14 protein-coding genes are annotated in these 17,507 nt (G+C 35.3%); 10 read left to right on the top strand and 4 right to left on the bottom strand.

Annotated features, from left to right (window positions below; all coding sequences use genetic code 11):
• Positions 1–26 precede the first annotated feature (26 nt).
• Genes thiM through ACKPCA_RS07600 form a run of 6 tightly spaced genes read left to right on the top strand, consistent with a single transcriptional unit; the run spans position 27 to position 4,163 of the window.
• Positions 27–824 carry a hydroxyethylthiazole kinase gene (gene thiM, locus ACKPCA_RS07625; protein WP_321282283.1) on the top strand — a complete coding sequence of 266 codons (798 nt, stop codon included), beginning with the start codon at positions 27–29 and terminating at the stop codon, positions 822–824.
• Complete coding sequence (gene thiE, locus ACKPCA_RS07620; RefSeq protein WP_321282282.1) at positions 821–1,474, top strand: thiamine phosphate synthase; 654 nt, start codon at positions 821–823, stop codon at positions 1,472–1,474. Before thiM ends, thiE begins: the two co-directional genes overlap by 4 nt.
• Positions 1,471–2,118 carry a thiaminase II gene (tenA, locus tag ACKPCA_RS07615; protein ID WP_321282281.1) on the top strand — a complete coding sequence of 216 codons (648 nt, stop codon included), beginning with the start codon at positions 1,471–1,473 and terminating at the stop codon, positions 2,116–2,118. Before thiE ends, tenA begins: the two co-directional genes overlap by 4 nt.
• A 15-nt stretch (positions 2,119–2,133) precedes the next feature.
• Positions 2,134–2,952 carry a bifunctional hydroxymethylpyrimidine kinase/phosphomethylpyrimidine kinase gene (gene thiD, locus ACKPCA_RS07610; RefSeq protein ID WP_321282280.1) on the top strand — a complete coding sequence of 273 codons (819 nt, stop codon included), beginning with the start codon at positions 2,134–2,136 and terminating at the stop codon, positions 2,950–2,952.
• Positions 2,940–3,581, top strand: coding sequence for a TenA family protein (locus ACKPCA_RS07605; RefSeq protein WP_321282279.1), 642 nt, complete (start codon positions 2,940–2,942; stop codon positions 3,579–3,581). The genes thiD and ACKPCA_RS07605 overlap by 13 nt, the downstream gene beginning before the upstream one ends.
• Positions 3,582–3,599: 18 nt before the next feature.
• Positions 3,600–4,163 (top strand): cysteine hydrolase family protein, encoded by a 564-nt coding sequence (locus tag ACKPCA_RS07600; protein WP_321282278.1) that lies wholly within the window; start codon positions 3,600–3,602, stop codon positions 4,161–4,163.
• A 148-nt stretch (positions 4,164–4,311) separates the two neighbouring features.
• On the opposite strand, the gene ACKPCA_RS07595 is transcribed toward ACKPCA_RS07600, so the two are convergent.
• The 4 genes from ACKPCA_RS07595 to ACKPCA_RS07580 all read right to left on the bottom strand — a co-directional run bounded on the left by ACKPCA_RS07595 (position 4,312) and on the right by ACKPCA_RS07580 (position 11,403).
• On the bottom strand, positions 4,312–5,745 hold the full coding sequence (locus ACKPCA_RS07595; protein WP_321282277.1) for a S41 family peptidase: 1,434 nt from the start codon (positions 5,743–5,745) through the stop codon (positions 4,312–4,314).
• A 45-nt stretch (positions 5,746–5,790) separates the two neighbouring features.
• The gene (locus ACKPCA_RS07590; RefSeq protein ID WP_321282276.1) at positions 5,791–6,555 is read right to left on the bottom strand and encodes a LytR/AlgR family response regulator transcription factor; all 765 of its coding nucleotides are present in this window, start codon (positions 6,553–6,555) and stop codon (positions 5,791–5,793) included.
• A complete protein-coding gene (locus ACKPCA_RS07585) occupies positions 6,545–8,335 on the bottom strand; it encodes a sensor histidine kinase (RefSeq protein WP_321282275.1) in 1,791 nt (596 codons plus the stop codon). The genes ACKPCA_RS07590 and ACKPCA_RS07585 overlap by 11 nt, the downstream gene beginning before the upstream one ends.
• A 137-nt stretch (positions 8,336–8,472) precedes the next feature.
• Positions 8,473–11,403, bottom strand: coding sequence for an FAD-binding and (Fe-S)-binding domain-containing protein (locus tag ACKPCA_RS07580; RefSeq protein WP_321282274.1), 2,931 nt, complete (start codon positions 11,401–11,403; stop codon positions 8,473–8,475).
• Between the two features lie 219 nt (positions 11,404–11,622).
• Here ACKPCA_RS07580 and pta point away from each other — a divergent pair, with 219 nt between their 5' ends.
• From pta to ACKPCA_RS07560, 4 genes are all read left to right on the top strand, one after another.
• On the top strand, positions 11,623–12,624 hold the full coding sequence (pta, locus tag ACKPCA_RS07575; protein WP_321282273.1) for a phosphate acetyltransferase: 1,002 nt from the start codon (positions 11,623–11,625) through the stop codon (positions 12,622–12,624).
• A gap of 51 nt (positions 12,625–12,675) precedes the next feature.
• Positions 12,676–13,884: an acetate/propionate family kinase gene (locus ACKPCA_RS07570; RefSeq protein ID WP_321282272.1), complete on the top strand. Its 1,209-nt coding sequence runs from the start codon at positions 12,676–12,678 to the stop codon at positions 13,882–13,884.
• A 473-nt stretch (positions 13,885–14,357) separates the two neighbouring features.
• Positions 14,358–15,131: a hypothetical protein gene (locus tag ACKPCA_RS07565; protein WP_321282271.1), complete on the top strand. Its 774-nt coding sequence runs from the start codon at positions 14,358–14,360 to the stop codon at positions 15,129–15,131.
• Positions 15,132–15,208: 77 nt separating this feature from the next.
• Entirely contained in the window at positions 15,209–17,389 is a 2,181-nt protein-coding gene (locus ACKPCA_RS07560) for a sensor histidine kinase (RefSeq protein ID WP_321282270.1), read from the top strand.
• Positions 17,390–17,507: the final 118 nt, after the last annotated feature.

The raw sequence follows: 17,507 nt of genomic DNA, 5'->3' as shown, positions 1-17,507 counted from the left end.
CTATCTAACCTAAAATTATTAAATAAATGAATCACAAAGTAATTGTAGAAAACCTGGAAGCAATCAGAAAAAGTTCTCCTTTGGTGCACAACATTACCAATTATGTGGTGATGAATAATACCGCAAATGCACTTCTTGCCATTGGGGCTTCGCCTGTGATGGCACATGCTCAGGAAGAAGTGAAGGACATGGTTGGCATTGCTTCGGCGTTGGTTCTAAACATGGGAACTTTATCAAAGGAATGGGTTGAATCAATGATTATTGCTGGATTGAGAGCTAATGAAAGTAAAATTCCAATTGTATTTGATCCTGTAGGTGCGGGCGCTACACCTTACCGCAATGAAATAGCCACGAGAATTATTAACAATTGCAATCCAGAAATTATCAGAGGAAATGCATCTGAAATAATGGCTTTGGTAAATCAGGAAATGAAAACCAAGGGGGTTGATAGTGTTGAATCTACGAGTTCAGCAATCGATTCTGCAAAATATTTGGCTCAATTGCACGAGTGTATTGTGGTAGTTAGTGGAGAAGTAGACTATATCACAGATGGTAATCGAGTTGAAAATGTTGCCTTTGGAACTTCGATGATGGAAAAGGTAACAGGAATGGGATGTACGGCAACTGCTCTATTGGGAGCTTTTGCTGCTACCAACGATAATTTATTTGAAGCAGCCGTTAATGGAATGACTGTAATGGGAATTACTGGAGAATTGGCAACAGCGAAATCTAATGGACCTGGAAGCTTGCAAATGAATTTCTTGGACTGTTTGTATAATCTAAGCAAAGTTGAAATTGAACAAGCATTTTGTACGGTAGAATGATAAGGGAAGATTTAAGTTTATATCTGGTAACAGATAAAGAACTGGCCAATGGGAAAGCCCTTGAAGATATTGTTGAAGAGGCAGTAAAAGGAGGTATTTCTATGGTTCAAATTCGCGATAAGAATTCTTCTACCAGAGAATTTTACAATCAGGCTTGTGCAATTAAGAAGATTCTGGAGCCATATAAAGTACCTCTAATTATAAATGATAGACTAGATATTGCCTTGGCAGTGGATGCAGATGGTTTGCACATTGGTCAGAGTGATTTACCTTTTGATGTAGCACGTCAGATTTTAGGGCCGAAAAAAATTATCGGACTATCGGTGGAGAATATTGAACAGGCAAAGCAAGCAAACCAACTAGATGTTGATTACATTGGTTTATCGCCAGTATTTTCTACTCAAACCAAAAATGATATTGCCAAGCCATTGGAACTAGGTGGAGTGGAGGAGATTATGAGTTTTTCCAAGCATCCAGCTGTGGCTATTGGTGGTATCAATTCGGCAAATACAGCAGATATTATTAAGGCTGGAGCCGATGGAATTGCTGTTGTTTCGGCGATTGTTTGTGCAGAAGATCCGCGCAATGCAGCAAAAGAACTGAAGGAAATCGTTAACAAGAGTTTATCACTAAAAGCAATTGATTCATGAAATGGTCAGAAGAAGCCTGGAGAAGAATTGAAGGAATTTATACACAAATACTAGAGCATCCTTTTATAATTGAACTGATGAGTGGTGAACTGGACAATGAAAAATTTAAATTTTATTTGACTCAGGATTCACTTTATTTGGCAGAGTTTGGTAAAGTGTTGGCTGGAATTGCTGTTAAACTGGAAGATTCTGAGCAAAGAAAAGACTTTTTAAACTTTGCCAGTGATACCGTTGCGGTTGAGCAAGCATTGCATCAGTTTTATTTAAAAGATAAAAGACAGAATGGTAGCGTATCACCTTCTTGTCTGCTTTACACCTCTTTTATTCATAAGCAATTGGCTACCGCCTCGGTTGAAGAAGCCGCAGCAGCTGTCTTGCCTTGTTTTTGGATTTACAAAAAAGTGGGAGATTATATTCTGAAAAATCAGGATCGAAAAGACAATCCATACCAAAATTGGATAGATACCTACGGAGGTGAAGAGTTTGCGATTGCGGTTGAAAAAGCAATAGAAATTTGTGATCATCTGGCTGTGCATACTTCCATAGAGAAGAGAAAGCGAATGTGGAATGCTTTTGTTAAAGCATCTAAAATGGAGTGGATGTTTTGGGATAGTGCTTATAAAAAGGAAACATGGCCTGTTTAAAATAAATGTTAAAAAATGAAATATAATAGAGTACTAAGCATTGCAGGAAGCGATTCTGGCGGTGGAGCAGGAATACAGGCTGATATCAAAGCCATTTCGGCATGTGGATCGTATGCAGCCACTGCTATCACTGCAATAACAGTACAAAATACTGTGGGCGTAAGCAATGTGCATGCAATTCCCAATCAGATATTAGCAGAGCAAATAGATGCGGTTTTGAGTGATATTGGTGCTGATGCCATAAAAATTGGAATGTTGCATTCTTCGGAAACCATTCATGTTGTAGCTGATGCTCTAAAAAAATATCAAATTAAAAATGTGGTTCTCGACCCCGTAATGGTGGCAACTTCGGGTGATAAGTTGTTGTTGGATGAGGCCATTACAACATTAAAAAAGGTGCTGATACCAATGGTGAAAGTGATCACGCCCAATATTCCTGAAGCAGAAATTCTTCTGGGAAGACAAATCCCAACACAGGAAGATGTGTTTGAATGTGCTGCTGAGTTGGCGAATCAATACAAAGTTTCGGTTTTGCTTAAGGCAGGACATTTGAATGAGGATGAGTTGATTGATGTGTTTTACGATTTTGAAAAGCAGGAAAGCGTAGAGATGAAATCTCTTCGCTTGACAACAAAAAATACTCATGGCACTGGGTGCACCATGTCATCGGCATTTGCTGCTTTCTTATCGCAAGGGTATGATCTTCAGGAATCTGCTAAAAGGGCAAAAGAATACATCAATAATGCTATTATTGCTGGATCAGATTACGAGATAGGAGAAGGGCACGGACCTGTAAATCATTTTTACCAACTTTTGGAAACATGCAAGCAGTAGGCATTTTTACAAAAGAACTTTGGAAAGCTGCTTTCTCCGTATATCAACAATTAATTTCCTGTTGCTTTGTGAACGAACTGGCGACAGGAACTTTAAGAAAAGAGAGTTTCTCACATTACCTGACTCAGGATATTCTATATTTGAAAAAGGATGCCGAAGCGCTTGGAATGGTAGCAGCAAGAAGTCAAAATGATACAAATAGAGATTTTTTTAAAAGGCTTGAAAAAGATGGATTAGAGGTTGAGTTTGTGTTAAGGGATGAATATTTAAAGCATTTCAACCTGCAAGAAGCTAAAGTGCAATCCAAGGCTTTCGCCGATTATTCCAATTTCCTGTTGGATCATGCAAAAAACTCACCTCTGGAAGTGGCTTATGCTGCCTTGCTTCCTTGTTTTTGGATTTATGGCGCTGTTGCTGATACCATTATTCAAAAGAACGTTAGCAATAATCCGTATCAGAAATTTATAGATACCTATGCAGGTGATGAATACGTTTATTACACACAACGATTCATCGAGATTGTTGAGAGTAATGCTGTTGAATCTGGATATAAAGAGCAAGTGAAAGAAGTTTTTATTGAAGCCTGTCAATATGAATTGGCTGTTTTCGAAGAATCTTACGATATTTAGGTTAAATATATTAAGAACATGAAAATAGACCATAAAACAGCATTGTTATTAATCGATCTTCAAAAAGGATTTGAAGATATTGAGTATTGGGGTGGAGGAAGAAACAATCCGGATGCAGAGCTGAATGCCTCAAAAATTCTAAAAGTCTGGCGCGATAAAGGCTTGCCTTTATATCATGTTCAGCACTGTTCCACTGCTAAGGGCTCACCTTTGGAACCCAATATGCCTGGCAACGGGTTCATGGAATTGACAAAACCGATTAAAAATGAACCCATCATTCAGAAGAATGTAAATTCTGCCTTCATTGGAACTGATTTGAAAGAGCAACTCGATGAAAAAAGGATCACAAAATTGGTGATTGTTGGTCTAACTACTGATCATTGTATTTCTACTACAACCAGAATGGCTGGGAACTTTGGCTTCGAAACCTATTTAATCGAAGATGCGCTTGCCACCTTCGATAAAATAGGGGTGAATGGTGAAAAATATCCTGCTCAGCTGATTCATGATACTGCTTTGGCTAGTTTACATGAAGAGTTTGCGATGGTAATTCAAACTTCAGATCTAATGAAATTGCTTTAAAATTTTTAGTATAAAAGCAACTACGTTTGCATAGATCATGTAACTACCTTTACTTAGACAATGTAATTACCTATACATGGTCAAGGGAACTACCTTTACAGGGGCATGTTATCGACTTATACAGGGTATTGTAAAATATCATCAACTTTTATTCTTTATATTCTAAATAGTCCTTTACAAAATACACCCAATCATCAAGTCTGTCAAATAATTGTAATGTTGGTTCCAATGGGATATGAATATCTGGTGCAATTCCAATATTATCAATTGGATGATCAGGTAATCTTCTTGAACGTGTAGCTGGCAACCATAGTTTGTATTTTCCTGAGGGTAATTCTTTTGGCGTTATATTGGAATAATCTAAAACTCCAGCTGTATTTTCATTTCCAAACAAAATGACTTTTGAACTGTTCTTGGCAGTTAAAAGAAATTGTTCTGCTGAGGATGCATTTCCGCTATTTATTATTATGCCTACATTTTTAGGATAACTATAAACCGTATCGCGTTCAATTTTAGTGTCACCTTCGTGAAAAGGATGGATTACAAATCCACCAACCTTTTCTTTCATTTTTTTTAGCAGAACATTAGCCCATTCCTCACCGCCTTTTTTTATATGACCTTTCTTTATTGCGTCTTCCCAATCTTCAATAATTCCTTTTGTGGAATACCATTCGACACCTTTACTTTCATATGGATTGGTGTAAATCAATTCTGCTAATTTTCTATAATAATTGTCTTGACCTCCACCATTGTTTCTAATATCAACGATTAAATTAGGTCTTTTAGTAATTTCATTCCAATGTTTTTCTACTAAATCATTGGCAGTATTCGTATAAAAACCAGGGACTCTCAAATAAAAAGTACTATCGTTTAGACTCAGAGCTACTGGATATGTATTTAAACCATTTGGATGTTTAGGAATGTATGATAGCAAAAAAGCCATATCGGCTTTCTTATTTGCAGTTTTTCTGACAAACCTGGTATCATTGTGAACTTCAAGAACCGAATTGTTTAATAATAAGGATGCTTCTTCTTGGCGAGGTTTAAAACCTCTGTTATTTCGGTATGTGGTTAAATCAAATTCGTTGTTCTTTTTTTCAATAGCCTCAAAAATAATTTGATTTTTCTCATAACCACGCAGATCTATTGAAATGGCAGTGTATTTATGAAGCTCTTTTTTTACAGCAAAACTTCCTCGATATCCAATCCAAATTCCTTCAATTGTTTTGGGTGTTTTCTGCAATGAATCCAAATTGAATTCTGCATATTTTCTATTGTAAGATTCTCTTTTACTTGAATTTCTAATTTTAGATACCCGTAAATGATAATCTTTAAACCAAGCCGTATAATCTTTCAAATATTTATAACAAGAATCAGGATATTGGATCATCATTTTCCTTGTTTTCTTTTCCAGTTTTTTTAATTCTTGAATATTCTCGTCATTTACTTTATCAGAATATCCAGGGTAGTCATTCTTAATTTTGTTGATAACGAAATCAAAATCGGATAGGTGGTTTTGATCTTGTGCTTGACAATAAATGAACCCAAGAAGAAGGGAGGTTGTTATTATGAATTGTTTCATATGTATTTATTTTATTGTTTATTCACTTTAGGCAAGGTGAATAAATTAGAAATTCATTAAACTCTTAATTTTATCGTGATAATTCTTTCCACTTGTGATTTTGGTTTGCCTTACATCATTAAGTTGAAGAATATATCGTCCTCCCAGGTATCGTTTTATTTCTTTTATATACATGGTATTTACGATACAGGATCTATGAACACGTAAAAAATTTTCATCTAACTTTTGTTCAAGGTAGTTCAAACTATGATCAATAATGAATTCCTTTCCTTCATTATTATTTATGCTGACATATTTATCTTCAGCTTTAAAATGAGTGATATCTTCAATGGCGACAAAAGCTACTCGATCTCCTAGCTTAACTGGAATTGAGCTCAACTCTTTTTTTGTAATTGTACTGAACTGTTTTGCAAGAATTTCTTCCAGTTTACTTAAATTATTTTCCCTTTCGATGAGCCCTAGTTTTGCAATGGTTTTTTCCAAACGTTCTTTTTTTATTGGCTTTAAAAGGTAGTCGATGCTTGCAGTTTCGAAAGCCAAAAGAGCATATTCATCGTGTGCAGTACAAAAAATCACCAGAGGTTGATGGAGCAATTCCTTAAGGATATCAAAGCCTGATTTTTCTGGCATTTGAATATCTAAAAAAATTAAATCAGGTTTCAAATGGTTAATCATTTCAATTGCCTGCTTGCCATTGTCTGCCTCTCCAATAATTTCAACTCTGTCATTATGTGGAGCTAATAAGTTGATCAAACGCAGTCTTGCCAGTTGTTCGTCATCAATTACGATTGATTTGTATTTAGTTTTCATGCGATAAAGGTTTTTGTGAAAGTGGCAGGCTTATGCAAATGTGTTTGTTGGGCTGGTTCTGCCATGTGATTCTTGCAGATTTTTCATAAATAATATCTAATTTCTCATACAGACTTCTAAGGCCATAACCAGAAATTGGAGTGTCAGGAAAGTCCGGACCATTATCATGAACTATAATCGTCAATTCATCAGCTTTCTTTTTGATTTCCAATTTAATTTTACCTGTATCCTGAATTTTCGAAATTCCATGTTTTATGGAGTTCTCAATAAGTGGTTGTATTAAGAAGCGTGGAACTATACTGGTTTCAATTTCTTCATCCATATCAATCTGAAAATCTAATTTTTCACCAAAACGGACTTTCTCTATTTGCAAATAGGTTCTAGTGATTTCAACCTCCTTTTTTATTTCAATCATATCCTGATTGTTGTGGTTTATTGCATATCTGAAAAAATCAGATAGCTCAAGAGCCATATCTTCGGTTTTTTCTGGGCTGATATGGGCAAGTGTTGCAATCGAGTTTAATGAATTGTATAAGAAATGCGGGTTAATTCTTGAATGTAATGATTGAAGTTCAGCCTTGGTTTTTAATAGCTTCAATTTTGACAACTCCATATCGTGAAGTCTGATTTCTTGTATGTTTTGAAAATTGGTGAAGTTAAAAATCAGCCTAAAGCAAACTACCATGATTACAATTGTCATTTGCTCAAAACTCAATTCCCAATTACAATAAGCTTTATACGATAAACTTAAAGGCAAAATATAAGAATATCCAATAAAGAAGAAATAGGTAAAAACGGATGTTGTCACCGATTGTTTGATGAGCTTGGTTGAGATCTTTTGAACTTTGAATCTTTTCTCGATTAGATAAATGAATAACAATTCAAAAAATAACAATACTTGTGTTAGCAAAACGATTTTTAGAATGTCTGGCAAGACAATGAATTTGTATGCAGTAAATCGTTGGGAAAGCAGATAAAAGAAAAGTATGCAATTGATGATCATAAAGCCTTGTTTTACAAACTCTTTCCAATTTTTTGATTCGGTTTTAATCAAATGGAATTTTAGCAGTAAGAGCAGAGAAACAAATCCTAGTATAATTGCGATTGCCTCACTGGCAAATCGAATTCTATCTCCAAACCGATAATAATAATAATCAATAAGCGAACCATTAAAATTGGATTTAAACTGACTGTAAAAATCTTTTGAATATAGTTTTTGTATCAAAAATTGATCTGCTTCGGTAAATTTAGTTTTGATGGGATCATCTTCATGAAAAATACTTTGCGTAATGCCTGTATCTCCAGTAGGATTGTGTTGCTTTGCAGTTAAACTACTAATCAAATAATATTCTAAATATGGTTTTCGTACAGTTTGTTCCATATCATCAAATGAGAATTGATGCTCTTGAGATGTAATGGTTCCATACTTTTGTTGGCCATAAAAATTATGGATTTTTCTAGCTCCAGTTCCACTTCTTATCCATAAAGTGATATTAGGGAGAGAATCATTGAATTCAATGTTTACAGTATTGATAAGAGGTTTTACTTTTTCGATTAATTGTTGAATACAAACAGAATCTTGTTTGTTAAAACCCCCTTTAAGATGAACGCGAATATCTTTTTCGAATCGATAAGCTTTGGCATTTGGTGGTAAAATTTTAGCACGGATAAAGTTCCAGTATGTTTGTTCCATATTTGGGTGAATTTTATTTGATTGCCCAAATAGTAAAACTGGAGCTAAGTTGCTTAATAAAAATAGAACTACTAATATTTGCCTCATAGTTTATTGTTTTAAAGATTTCAAGATTAAAGAAGCCTTTAGAAGCTTAAAACTACAAGATAAATCGGATAAAGTATGTTAATATTCCGATAAACAGATTATTTTTTGTTGTTAAATCATAACAAGTAAATAAGTACTTATTTTTTTAATGCCTCCCACAAAATCTCAACTGGATGCTGTGCTTCACGCTCAGTTTCATCTTTAATCTGATGACGACAGGAAGTGCCTGAAGCTGCAATTAAAACAGACTGTGGTGTTTTTCGAACTTCTGGGAGTAAAATTAACTCGCCTACCTTTTTACTTAAATCGTAATGTTCTTTTTCGTAGCCAAATGAGCCAGCCATACCACAACAACCTGATTTGATTTCCACAGCGGAATAGTTTACAGGAAAACTCAAAATCTCTTCAATTGGCAGGGAAGAAGCCAATGATTTTTGATAGCAGTGAGCATGAAATTTAATCTCTTTTGCTTCTGTGGTAAATTGATTTGGACTAATGTTTCCTTTCTGCATTTCATTGTGTAGAAATTCTTCAATCATGAATACATGATTTGCCAATTGTTTTGCCGATTCACGCATGTTTTCAGGTACCAAATCGATATATTCATCTCTGAATGTAAGAATCGCTGATGGTTCTATCCCAATTAGAGGAGTTTCTTCGCTAATGATATCTTGCAAGAGGTTTACATTTTTAATGGCAAGGAATTTGGCTTTTTTCACTAATCCTTTAGAAAGATAAGTTCTCCCACTTTCCTCATGTTTGGGTATAATTACATCATACCCAAGTTTTTGAAGCAACTCAATGGTTTTGATCCCAATGGGTGTATCATTGTAATCGGTAAATTCATCGGCAAACAGATAAATCTTTCTTTTTGATTCAATATTACCATTATTGGAATGCCATTTTTTGAGTGTTGTTTGATGCAGCTTCGGTATGCTTCTCTCTTCTGCAAATCCCAAATTTCGTTTTACCAACTTTCCGATTATTGGATGCTGATTCACAAAATTGAAAAGGGAAGGAGCATGGCTACCCAATTTATTTATCCTGCTGATATTTGCAATCAGTTTGCTTCGTAAAGGAACAGGATTCGAATCGTAATATTGTTGAAGAAATTCAGCTTTAAGCTTGGCCATGTCTACATTCGAAGGACATTCAGATTTACAGGCTTTGCAAGAAAGACACAAATCTAAAATGTCGTACAATTCTTTATGATCGAATGGATTCTTCTGTTCAGAATTGTTAATGAATTCTCTATAAAGATTTGCCCTGGCTCGGGTGCTTAGCTTTTCATCTAAACCGGCCTGGTAACTTGGACACAAAGCTTTCCCCGTTAAGTGAGTGTTTCTGCAATCTCCAGAACCATTGCAGCGCTCTGTTGCACGAACAATTCCCATATCGGACGAGAAATCAAAATAGGTATTTATTTCTTTGGTTTCCTGATTGGGTTCATAACGCAAATGTGTATTCATTTTCGGCGTATCAACTATCTTTCCAGGATTGAAAATATGGTTAGGATCCCAAGCGTTTTTGATATCCCGAAGAAGCTCATAATTCTTTTCACCAATCATTACAGGAATAAACTCTCCTCGCAAGCGTCCATCGCCATGCTCTCCACTTAAGGATCCTTTGTATTTCTTCACAAGCTTGGCAGAATCTAAGCCAATGGCATGGAACTTTTCCTGATCGCTTTGATCTTTTAGGTTTAATACTGGTCGCAAGTGAATTTCTCCACTACCAATATGAGCATGAAATACACAGCTGATATCGTGTTTTTTCATCAGCTCCTTAAATTCTGCAATGTAATCATACAATACCTCTGGCATAACCGATGTATCTTCGATAAGGGAAACAGGTTTGGCATCGCCAGGCATATTGGAAAGAACTCCTAAAGCCGATTTTCTCAAATCCCAAACTCTTGCAATGTTATCGGCTCCTGTAACCATGGGAAAATGATATCCTAAGGAACTGGCTTTGAATTCATCTTCCATTTTATTGGCAGTCTCTTCGATTTCAGTTGTTGTTTCTCGTGCGAATTCTATAATCAATAAAGCTCCGGGATTTCCTTTTAGGAAAAACCTGTTTTTTGCCTGTAGAATGTTTCCTTCTGTAAGTTTAAGGATTTGATCATCCATAAGTTCTACCGCACCAGGTTTGTATTTTAGGGCAATAAGATTACCTTGAATTGCTTCTTCAAGACTTTCGAAGTGTGCACATATTAATGCTTTTTCTTTTGGTGGAGCTGGAACCAGGTTTAGCTTTATTTCAGTTGTAAAAGCCAAAGTTCCCTCTGATCCGGCCAACAGTTTACTAAAATTAAACTTTTCGCCGCCGTCTGTATACAAATTAGATTCAAGTAAAAGATCAATTGCATAGCCTGTGTTACGCCTTTTAATATTTATATCAGGAAATTCCTGTCGAATCCCCTCCTGATTTTCCTTATTGGAAAGAATGGAGTGTATATTATTATATAGCTTAGACTCTAAATTGGAGCCTGCACACTTTTTTTCAAACTCATCTTTGTTAAGATCTCCAAAAACAGCTTTGCTTCCATCACTTAAAATAGCACTTACTTCTAAAGTATGATCTCTTGTACTTCCATATATAACAGAGTGGGAGCCGCAAGAGTTATTGCCTAGCATCCCGCCCATCATGCATCGTCCCGAGGTAGAAGTTTCCGGACCAAAAAACAAATTGTAATCTTTTAAATACAGATTCAGTTCATCCAAAATGACGCCTGGTTGAACTTTTACCCACTTTTCTTCAGTATTTAGTTCTAATATTTTAGTAAGATGTTTTGAGATATCAACTACGATTCCATTCCCAACAACTTGCCCAGCCAGGGATGTTCCTGCAGCTCTTGGGATTAATGATAATGATTCCTGATTGGCAAATTGAACCAATGTCTTGATATCCTCTTCATTTTTTGGATAAACAACTGCCAATGGCATTACTTTATATGCCGATGCATCTGTAGCATATAAAATTCGTGTTGTATTATCGGTAAAAACTTCTCCTGAAATTTGTTTTTGTAATTGGATAAATCGATTCGAATAATTATCGGTGTTCATAGTAAATAAGCCAGTTTTAAGCAATTCTAGTGCCTGTGTGATTCTCAAAAATTGAAGTTACATTTTTATTTTTGAACCGCGCCTTATCAAGAATGATTATTTATTAAAAAAATGAAGCCAAAACTGACAAAAATTATGAATTTAGAAATCTACAGTTTACTTTTTATTCCTAAATTTGCAATGTCGAGATTACAAAACTGATTAATATATTGATCTACAATGGACTTATTGCAAAAGATTAAAGAAAACGCCAAACTACACAACAAGAGAATTGTTCTTCCGGAAGGAACAGAGGAGAGAACTTTGCAAGCAACAGATATCTTATTGGAGGAAGGTATCGCACAAATTATTTTGATTGGTGCTCCTGAAGAAATAAAAGGAGAAGCTAATCGTTTAGGATTGAAAAATATTGATAAGGCAATTATCGTTGATCCTAAAAGTCATGAAAAAATGGAAGCTTACGCTGAAATTTTGGTTGAATTAAGAAAGAAGAAGGGGATGACCATGGAACAAGCTATGGAATTGGTTCAAGATCCTCTTTACTTGGCTACCTTAATGATTAAGGCTGGTGATGCTGACGGAGAAGTTGCAGGTGCATTAAATGCAACAGGAGATGTATTGCGTCCAGCTTTCCAAATTGTTAAAACCATGCCAGGTATTTCGGTTGTTTCTGGTGCTTTCATTATGATTTTGAAAGACAAAAACTACGGAGATGATGGTATGATGGTATTTGCTGATTGTGCTGTTCATCCAAACCCAACAGCTAGCGAATTGGCTGAAATTGCAGTTGCAACAGCGAAAACTACAAAAGCAATTGCTGAAATGGAACCTCGTGTTGCAATGTTGAGCTTCTCAACTATGGGATCAGCAAAACACGAAATGGTTGATAAAGTTGCAGAAGCAACTCGATTGGCAAAAGAAATGGCTCCGGAATTCCAGATTGATGGTGAAATGCAAGCTGATGCTGCAATCGTAGAAGCTATTGGTGCTAAAAAAGCTCCGGGTAGCAAGGTTGCTGGTAAGGCAAATGTATTGGTATTCCCAACTTTGGAAGTAGGAAACATTGGATACAAATTGGTACAACGTTTAGCAGGTGCTGAAGCAGTTGGTCCTGTTCTTCAAGGTATGGCAGCTCCTATTAATGACCTATCAAGAGGTTGTTCGGTAAGCGATATCGTAAATCTTGTTGCGATTACTGCAAATCAGGCAGCAGGAATGTAAATGAATATTAAGTAGTAAAATCCAAACTTAACAAATAAACATAAAAATCTAATGAACGTTTTAGTTTTTAATTGCGGTAGTTCTTCTTTGAAATATCAATTGCTAAACATGGGTGATGAGGCTACATTGTTAGCTAAAGGTCTAGTTGAAAGAATTGGTCTAAAAGAAGGAATATTAACTCACAAGCCAGAAGGAAAAGATAAATTTGAGTTGGTACAGGATATTCCAAATCATAGCGTAGGTATTGATTTGGTATTGAAGGCGTTGGTAAGTCCAGAGCATGGTGTAATTTCTGATTTGAAAGAAATTAACGCTGCGGGTCACCGTGTTGCACATGGTGGTGAGTTCTTTAAAGACAGTGCATTAATCGACGAAAAAGCTAAAGAAAACATAGCAGCTTGTTGTGAATTGGCTCCACTTCACAATCCAGCTAACCTTGAAGGAATTCTTTCAATGGAAAAATTACTTCCTGGTTTACCACAAGTTGCTGTATTCGATACATCATTCCACCAAACTCTTCCTGCTGAAGCATTTATGTATGGATTACCATACGAATGCTACGACAAGTACAGAGTTCGTAAGTATGGTTTCCACGGAACAAGTCACAAGTATGTTGCAAGCAAAGCTTGTGATATCTTAGGATGGAATATTGAAGATAAGAAGATTGTTAGTTGTCACTTAGGTAACGGTGCTTCTGTATGTGCCATTGATGGTGGTAAATCAGTTGAAACTTCAATGGGATTCACACCAAATGAAGGTCTTTTAATGGGTACTCGTACTGGTAACCTTGATTTAGGTGCGCTTCTTTATATTGCAGAGAAGAAAAATCTTTCTATCGAAGAAACTAATAAGTTAATTAACAAGCAGTCAGGTTTAGCTGGTGTTTCAGGAATTTCATCAGACATGAGAGACCTTGAAATTGCTGCTGAAGGTGGAAACGAAAGAGCTCAATTGGCTTTAGATATGTTCGCATATAGAGTGAAGAGATTTGTTGGTTCTTATTCTGCATCAATGGGTGGTGTTGATTTGGTTCTATTCACTGGTGGTATCGGTGAAAATGATTCTGTTTCTCGTGAGAAAATCATTAAAGATTTCGGTTACCTGGGATTGGAATTTGATGCTGAGAAGAACGATGGTCTTCGCGGAAAAGATGCTGTTATCTCTAAAGAAGGATCAAAAGTAAAAGCTATGGTTGTAACTACTAACGAAGAATTGGTAATTGCTTCTGATACTCAAAGAATATTGAACGGATTGAAATAAGATATCTTTAAGATATAATTTTTAAAGCCTGGCGAATAGTCAGGCTTTTTTTCTGAAAGTCTTGGATGGTTGAAATAGTAAAAGATTCTGAAATTCAAGACCAAATTAATTAATAACGATAAGGTAATTCTAAATCCGCATTCACACAATAATAAATAATGTAAAATTTTCATTGCTGCAGGTGATTCTAATTTATTCTGCTTTTTTTATGTTACTTTTTTTAAAAAAAATGGCTTGCAACTTTTGGAGCGGTATCTTGTAGTAAATATCAATGTATCAATCATTTTTAAGTGCATATAGAACGTCACGAAGTGTACGATTCATGATTAAAGGCATAAAATTACATGTGAAATTTGCATCTAATTTGATGAATAGTCGATTTTGCCGTATTTTACTGTAACAAATTAGGATGATTACCGTTTAGAGCATTGAAAACTCACTGAGTTTGCGTGAATTCTTTTAATAATGACTATATGACCAAGCTGCTACCTTTTTGTAAGCTTTTGATTACAATACTTCTGCTAATTGTGTCCTGTGAGATTCACGCTCAGAGAACAAACTTTCGATTTCATGAATACAATAAGCAGAATAAGTTAAACGAAGAGCTTGTTAAGTATACCGTTCAGGATTCACTTGGGATTTATTACTTTGCTACCGATGCAGGTGTATATTCATTGATTAATGATAATTTCTTTCTATACGAAGTTCCAAAAGGAAAATCACACTATTTTAAGGAGTTAATCAGGCTGAAAAGTGGTAATTTACTGGCTTTATCAGATGATGCAATTTACAAGATCAATCCTTCTTTTGAATCAAATGATTTGGAGTTGGTACTTGAATGTAACTTGGATCCGGTATCTCCAAAGTATCCAAAACATGTTTTTGAGGACAAGAAACAACAGGTTTGGATCTCAGATTACAATCATTTGTATCGATTAAATAATGGTACGGTTGAGAAGTATCATATGGATGAACAAAACCTAACCAGTTCTTATGCGAGGTCTTTCCAGTTTTTGGAGTGTGATAACGGCAATCTTATTGTAGTTTCTCAAAGGGGCTGGTTTTATAATTATAATCAGAAAAGTAATTCATTTGAAAAGTCATCCTACCAGCCAGGTTTTTTGGTTCATTCTTCCTTTAAAATTGGTTCCAATGAATTTTTATTGGGTACATCTCAGGGAATCATAAAAATAATTTTTGATTTTAAAGGCAGGGTCGTCATACTGAGACGATATCAAAGGATATAATTGCTTCCTGTTTTGAACAGATTGATCAGAACCGAATAATTGCAGGAACTTGGTTTCAGGGATTGGTTGAAATAGAATTGAATAAAAAGCACAAATTTTATCCTGTTGGAGGATTTTCATATTTCACAGTAAATGATATATACAAAGATGATTTTGGTAAGTTTTGGGTTTCTACAAATTCTGGAGTAATTGTTATGGAGAAGAAGTTCTTTACTTCTCAGTTTCTTACTGCAAATTCAGAATATATAGCCAATATAAAAAAATCGCCTGATGGCAAATTGATTTGTGCTGGCAGAAGTCATTTGTTTAAAGTTGTCGATGAACAACATATTGATAGGATTGATATAAAGTTTGAAGGATCTTTAAATGTATTTCAGCAATTTGAGGAATATACTTTAATAGGAACCGAACAAGGACAACTATTATTGTATTTAAGAAATGAATTGCTTAAAACCATACAAGTTAGTTCTCAAAGTATATCAGAAATCGAATTTGACAATGCTGATATTGCCTGGGTGGTTGCAGATAGAGAGTTGTTTCAGGTAAATTTAGATGATGGCACAATTAAAAGCTATTTCGAAGATTTTAATGAAAGAAGAATCGTTCAGGATCTATTTTTGAGTCCGACTAATTCATTATTTGTTGGTGGTGAATATCAGTACTCCTATTTGTATCAATACAACCGAAATAAAGATAAGTTTGAAAATATTAGTGTAGGTATACCTAATGTTGGTAATACGGATTTTTGGATTCGTGATATGTGGGCAGCAAAGGATACTTTATACCTTGGAAGTTCTTCTGGATTGTATAAATATTTCGACTCTGGCATTACGAAAGTCAATCTTGCCGAATACAGCGATAGCGAAATTAATGCGGTTGTGGTCGATCAGTTTAATGCATTGTGGGTCACAACCAGTCACGGAGTTATTCGAAAACGCAAAGATGAAGTCTCGTTATTTACTCCAGAGCAAGGATTACCATCAAAAACTTTTACCGTTGGAAACCTAATAATCGATGGTAAGGGATTTCTTTGGGTTGGCACATCTAATGGTTTGGCTTATGCCCGAATTACTGATATTATACCCAATACACCTAAACCAATTGTGCATATTGCTAAAGAAGAGTCTTGGTTTATTCAGCCGAATAGTTTTCTTGAAGTAACTTCAGGCTCAATGTTATTAATGGATGTAACCGCTATTATTTATCCTCAAAAGCAAAATCAGTTTCAATACTGTGTGATGAGGGGAGATGATAAAATAAAGGATTGGAAGGCCCTTTCGGATAAGAATCAGGTAATTGTATCAGATTTGGATCCGGGGAATTATGAAATTTGTATACGTTGCAAGCATGAAGGAAACTACTCTTGGAGTGAAAATAGGGTTATACCATTGCGAGTGAATCAGGTTTGGTATCTACGTTGGTACACCATTCTCACCGAAATGATTCTCATTCTATTGATTGTGTATTTATCAAGTCAATACAGTAAACGAAGAGCACGGCAGCAAATGATCGATCTGGAGAGAATTGTTTCCGAACGTACTGCTCAGCTTCAAGATGCCAACGAGAATTTGCTATTGGCCAATAAAGCAAAAGACCGATTCTTGTCAATTATAGCCCATGATTTAAGAAACCCATTTAATGCCATTCGTGGATTTTCAAAAATGCTGATACGCGATACTGATATGTTATCTGAAGAGGAGAAAAAGGAACTTACCGAGATGATATATAAAAGTTCGGATGATACCTTCAAGCTTTTGGAAAGTTTATTGGAATGGGCGAATGTTCAGAAAGGAAAATTTAAACTAAATAGGGTAGAATTCGATTTGGCTGAGGTCTTACAAACAAATCTGGAATTTCATAAAAGCATGGCTTCATTAAAGAATATTAATGTAAAGGGAGATTTTAAAAGTTTAAAAGTAAATGCCGACAAGTCAATGATTGATACTATTATCAGAAACCTGATGTCGAATGCAATTAAGTTTTCCTATGTCAATCAAACCGTTTTATTAAGTGCGATTGAAAAAGATAACTTTGCCATTGTTCAGGTGAAAGACGAAGGATTAGGAATGACAGAGACTCAAGTTAAAAATCTATTTAAAATAGATACTATAGTTGCCAGTGAAGGAACTGCGAACGAAACTGGAACTGGTTTCGGCCTGATGTTGAGTAAGGAATTTGTTCAAATGAATGGTGGACAAATTTGGGTAAAAAGTGCTAAAGGAAAAGGAACTTCGTTTTATTTTTCGATTCCACTATAGTATATACAAAGTCAGTTATAAGTCATGTTTGCATATTAAACTTTTCTAGCATTGTTTAATATTTCTAAAATATCACATTGTTATAATAATTCTGTTATTTATAATTAATCGTAAGTTT

Origin of the sequence: Marinifilum fragile, from assembly GCF_963677365.1 — a bacterium.
Taxonomy (GTDB): domain Bacteria; phylum Bacteroidota; class Bacteroidia; order Bacteroidales; family Marinifilaceae; genus Marinifilum; species Marinifilum fragile.
Note: the sequence above shows the minus strand (reverse complement) of the source record. Positions and strands in the feature narration are given on the sequence as shown.

Bases quoted from the DNA above. Each gene is read 5' to 3' on its own strand.
- thiM (WP_321282283.1), top strand. From the start codon at position 27: ATGAATCACAAAGTAATTGTAGAAAACCTGGAAGCAATCAGAAAAAGT.
- pta (WP_321282273.1), top strand. From the start codon at position 11,623: ATGGACTTATTGCAAAAGATTAAAGAAAACGCCAAACTACACAACAAG.
- ACKPCA_RS07585 (WP_321282275.1), bottom strand. From the start codon at position 8,335: ATGAGGCAAATATTAGTAGTTCTATTTTTATTAAGCAACTTAGCTCCA.
- thiD (WP_321282280.1), top strand. From the start codon at position 2,134: ATGAAATATAATAGAGTACTAAGCATTGCAGGAAGCGATTCTGGCGGT.
- ACKPCA_RS07590 (WP_321282276.1), bottom strand. From the start codon at position 6,555: ATGAAAACTAAATACAAATCAATCGTAATTGATGACGAACAACTGGCA.
- ACKPCA_RS07600 (WP_321282278.1), top strand. From the start codon at position 3,600: ATGAAAATAGACCATAAAACAGCATTGTTATTAATCGATCTTCAAAAA.
- ACKPCA_RS07580 (WP_321282274.1), bottom strand. From the start codon at position 11,403: ATGAACACCGATAATTATTCGAATCGATTTATCCAATTACAAAAACAA.
- ACKPCA_RS07605 (WP_321282279.1), top strand. From the start codon at position 2,940: ATGCAAGCAGTAGGCATTTTTACAAAAGAACTTTGGAAAGCTGCTTTC.
- tenA (WP_321282281.1), top strand. From the start codon at position 1,471: ATGAAATGGTCAGAAGAAGCCTGGAGAAGAATTGAAGGAATTTATACA.
- ACKPCA_RS07570 (WP_321282272.1), top strand. From the start codon at position 12,676: ATGAACGTTTTAGTTTTTAATTGCGGTAGTTCTTCTTTGAAATATCAA.
- thiE (WP_321282282.1), top strand. From the start codon at position 821: ATGATAAGGGAAGATTTAAGTTTATATCTGGTAACAGATAAAGAACTG.
- ACKPCA_RS07595 (WP_321282277.1), bottom strand. From the start codon at position 5,745: ATGAAACAATTCATAATAACAACCTCCCTTCTTCTTGGGTTCATTTAT.
- ACKPCA_RS07565 (WP_321282271.1), top strand. From the start codon at position 14,358: ATGACCAAGCTGCTACCTTTTTGTAAGCTTTTGATTACAATACTTCTG.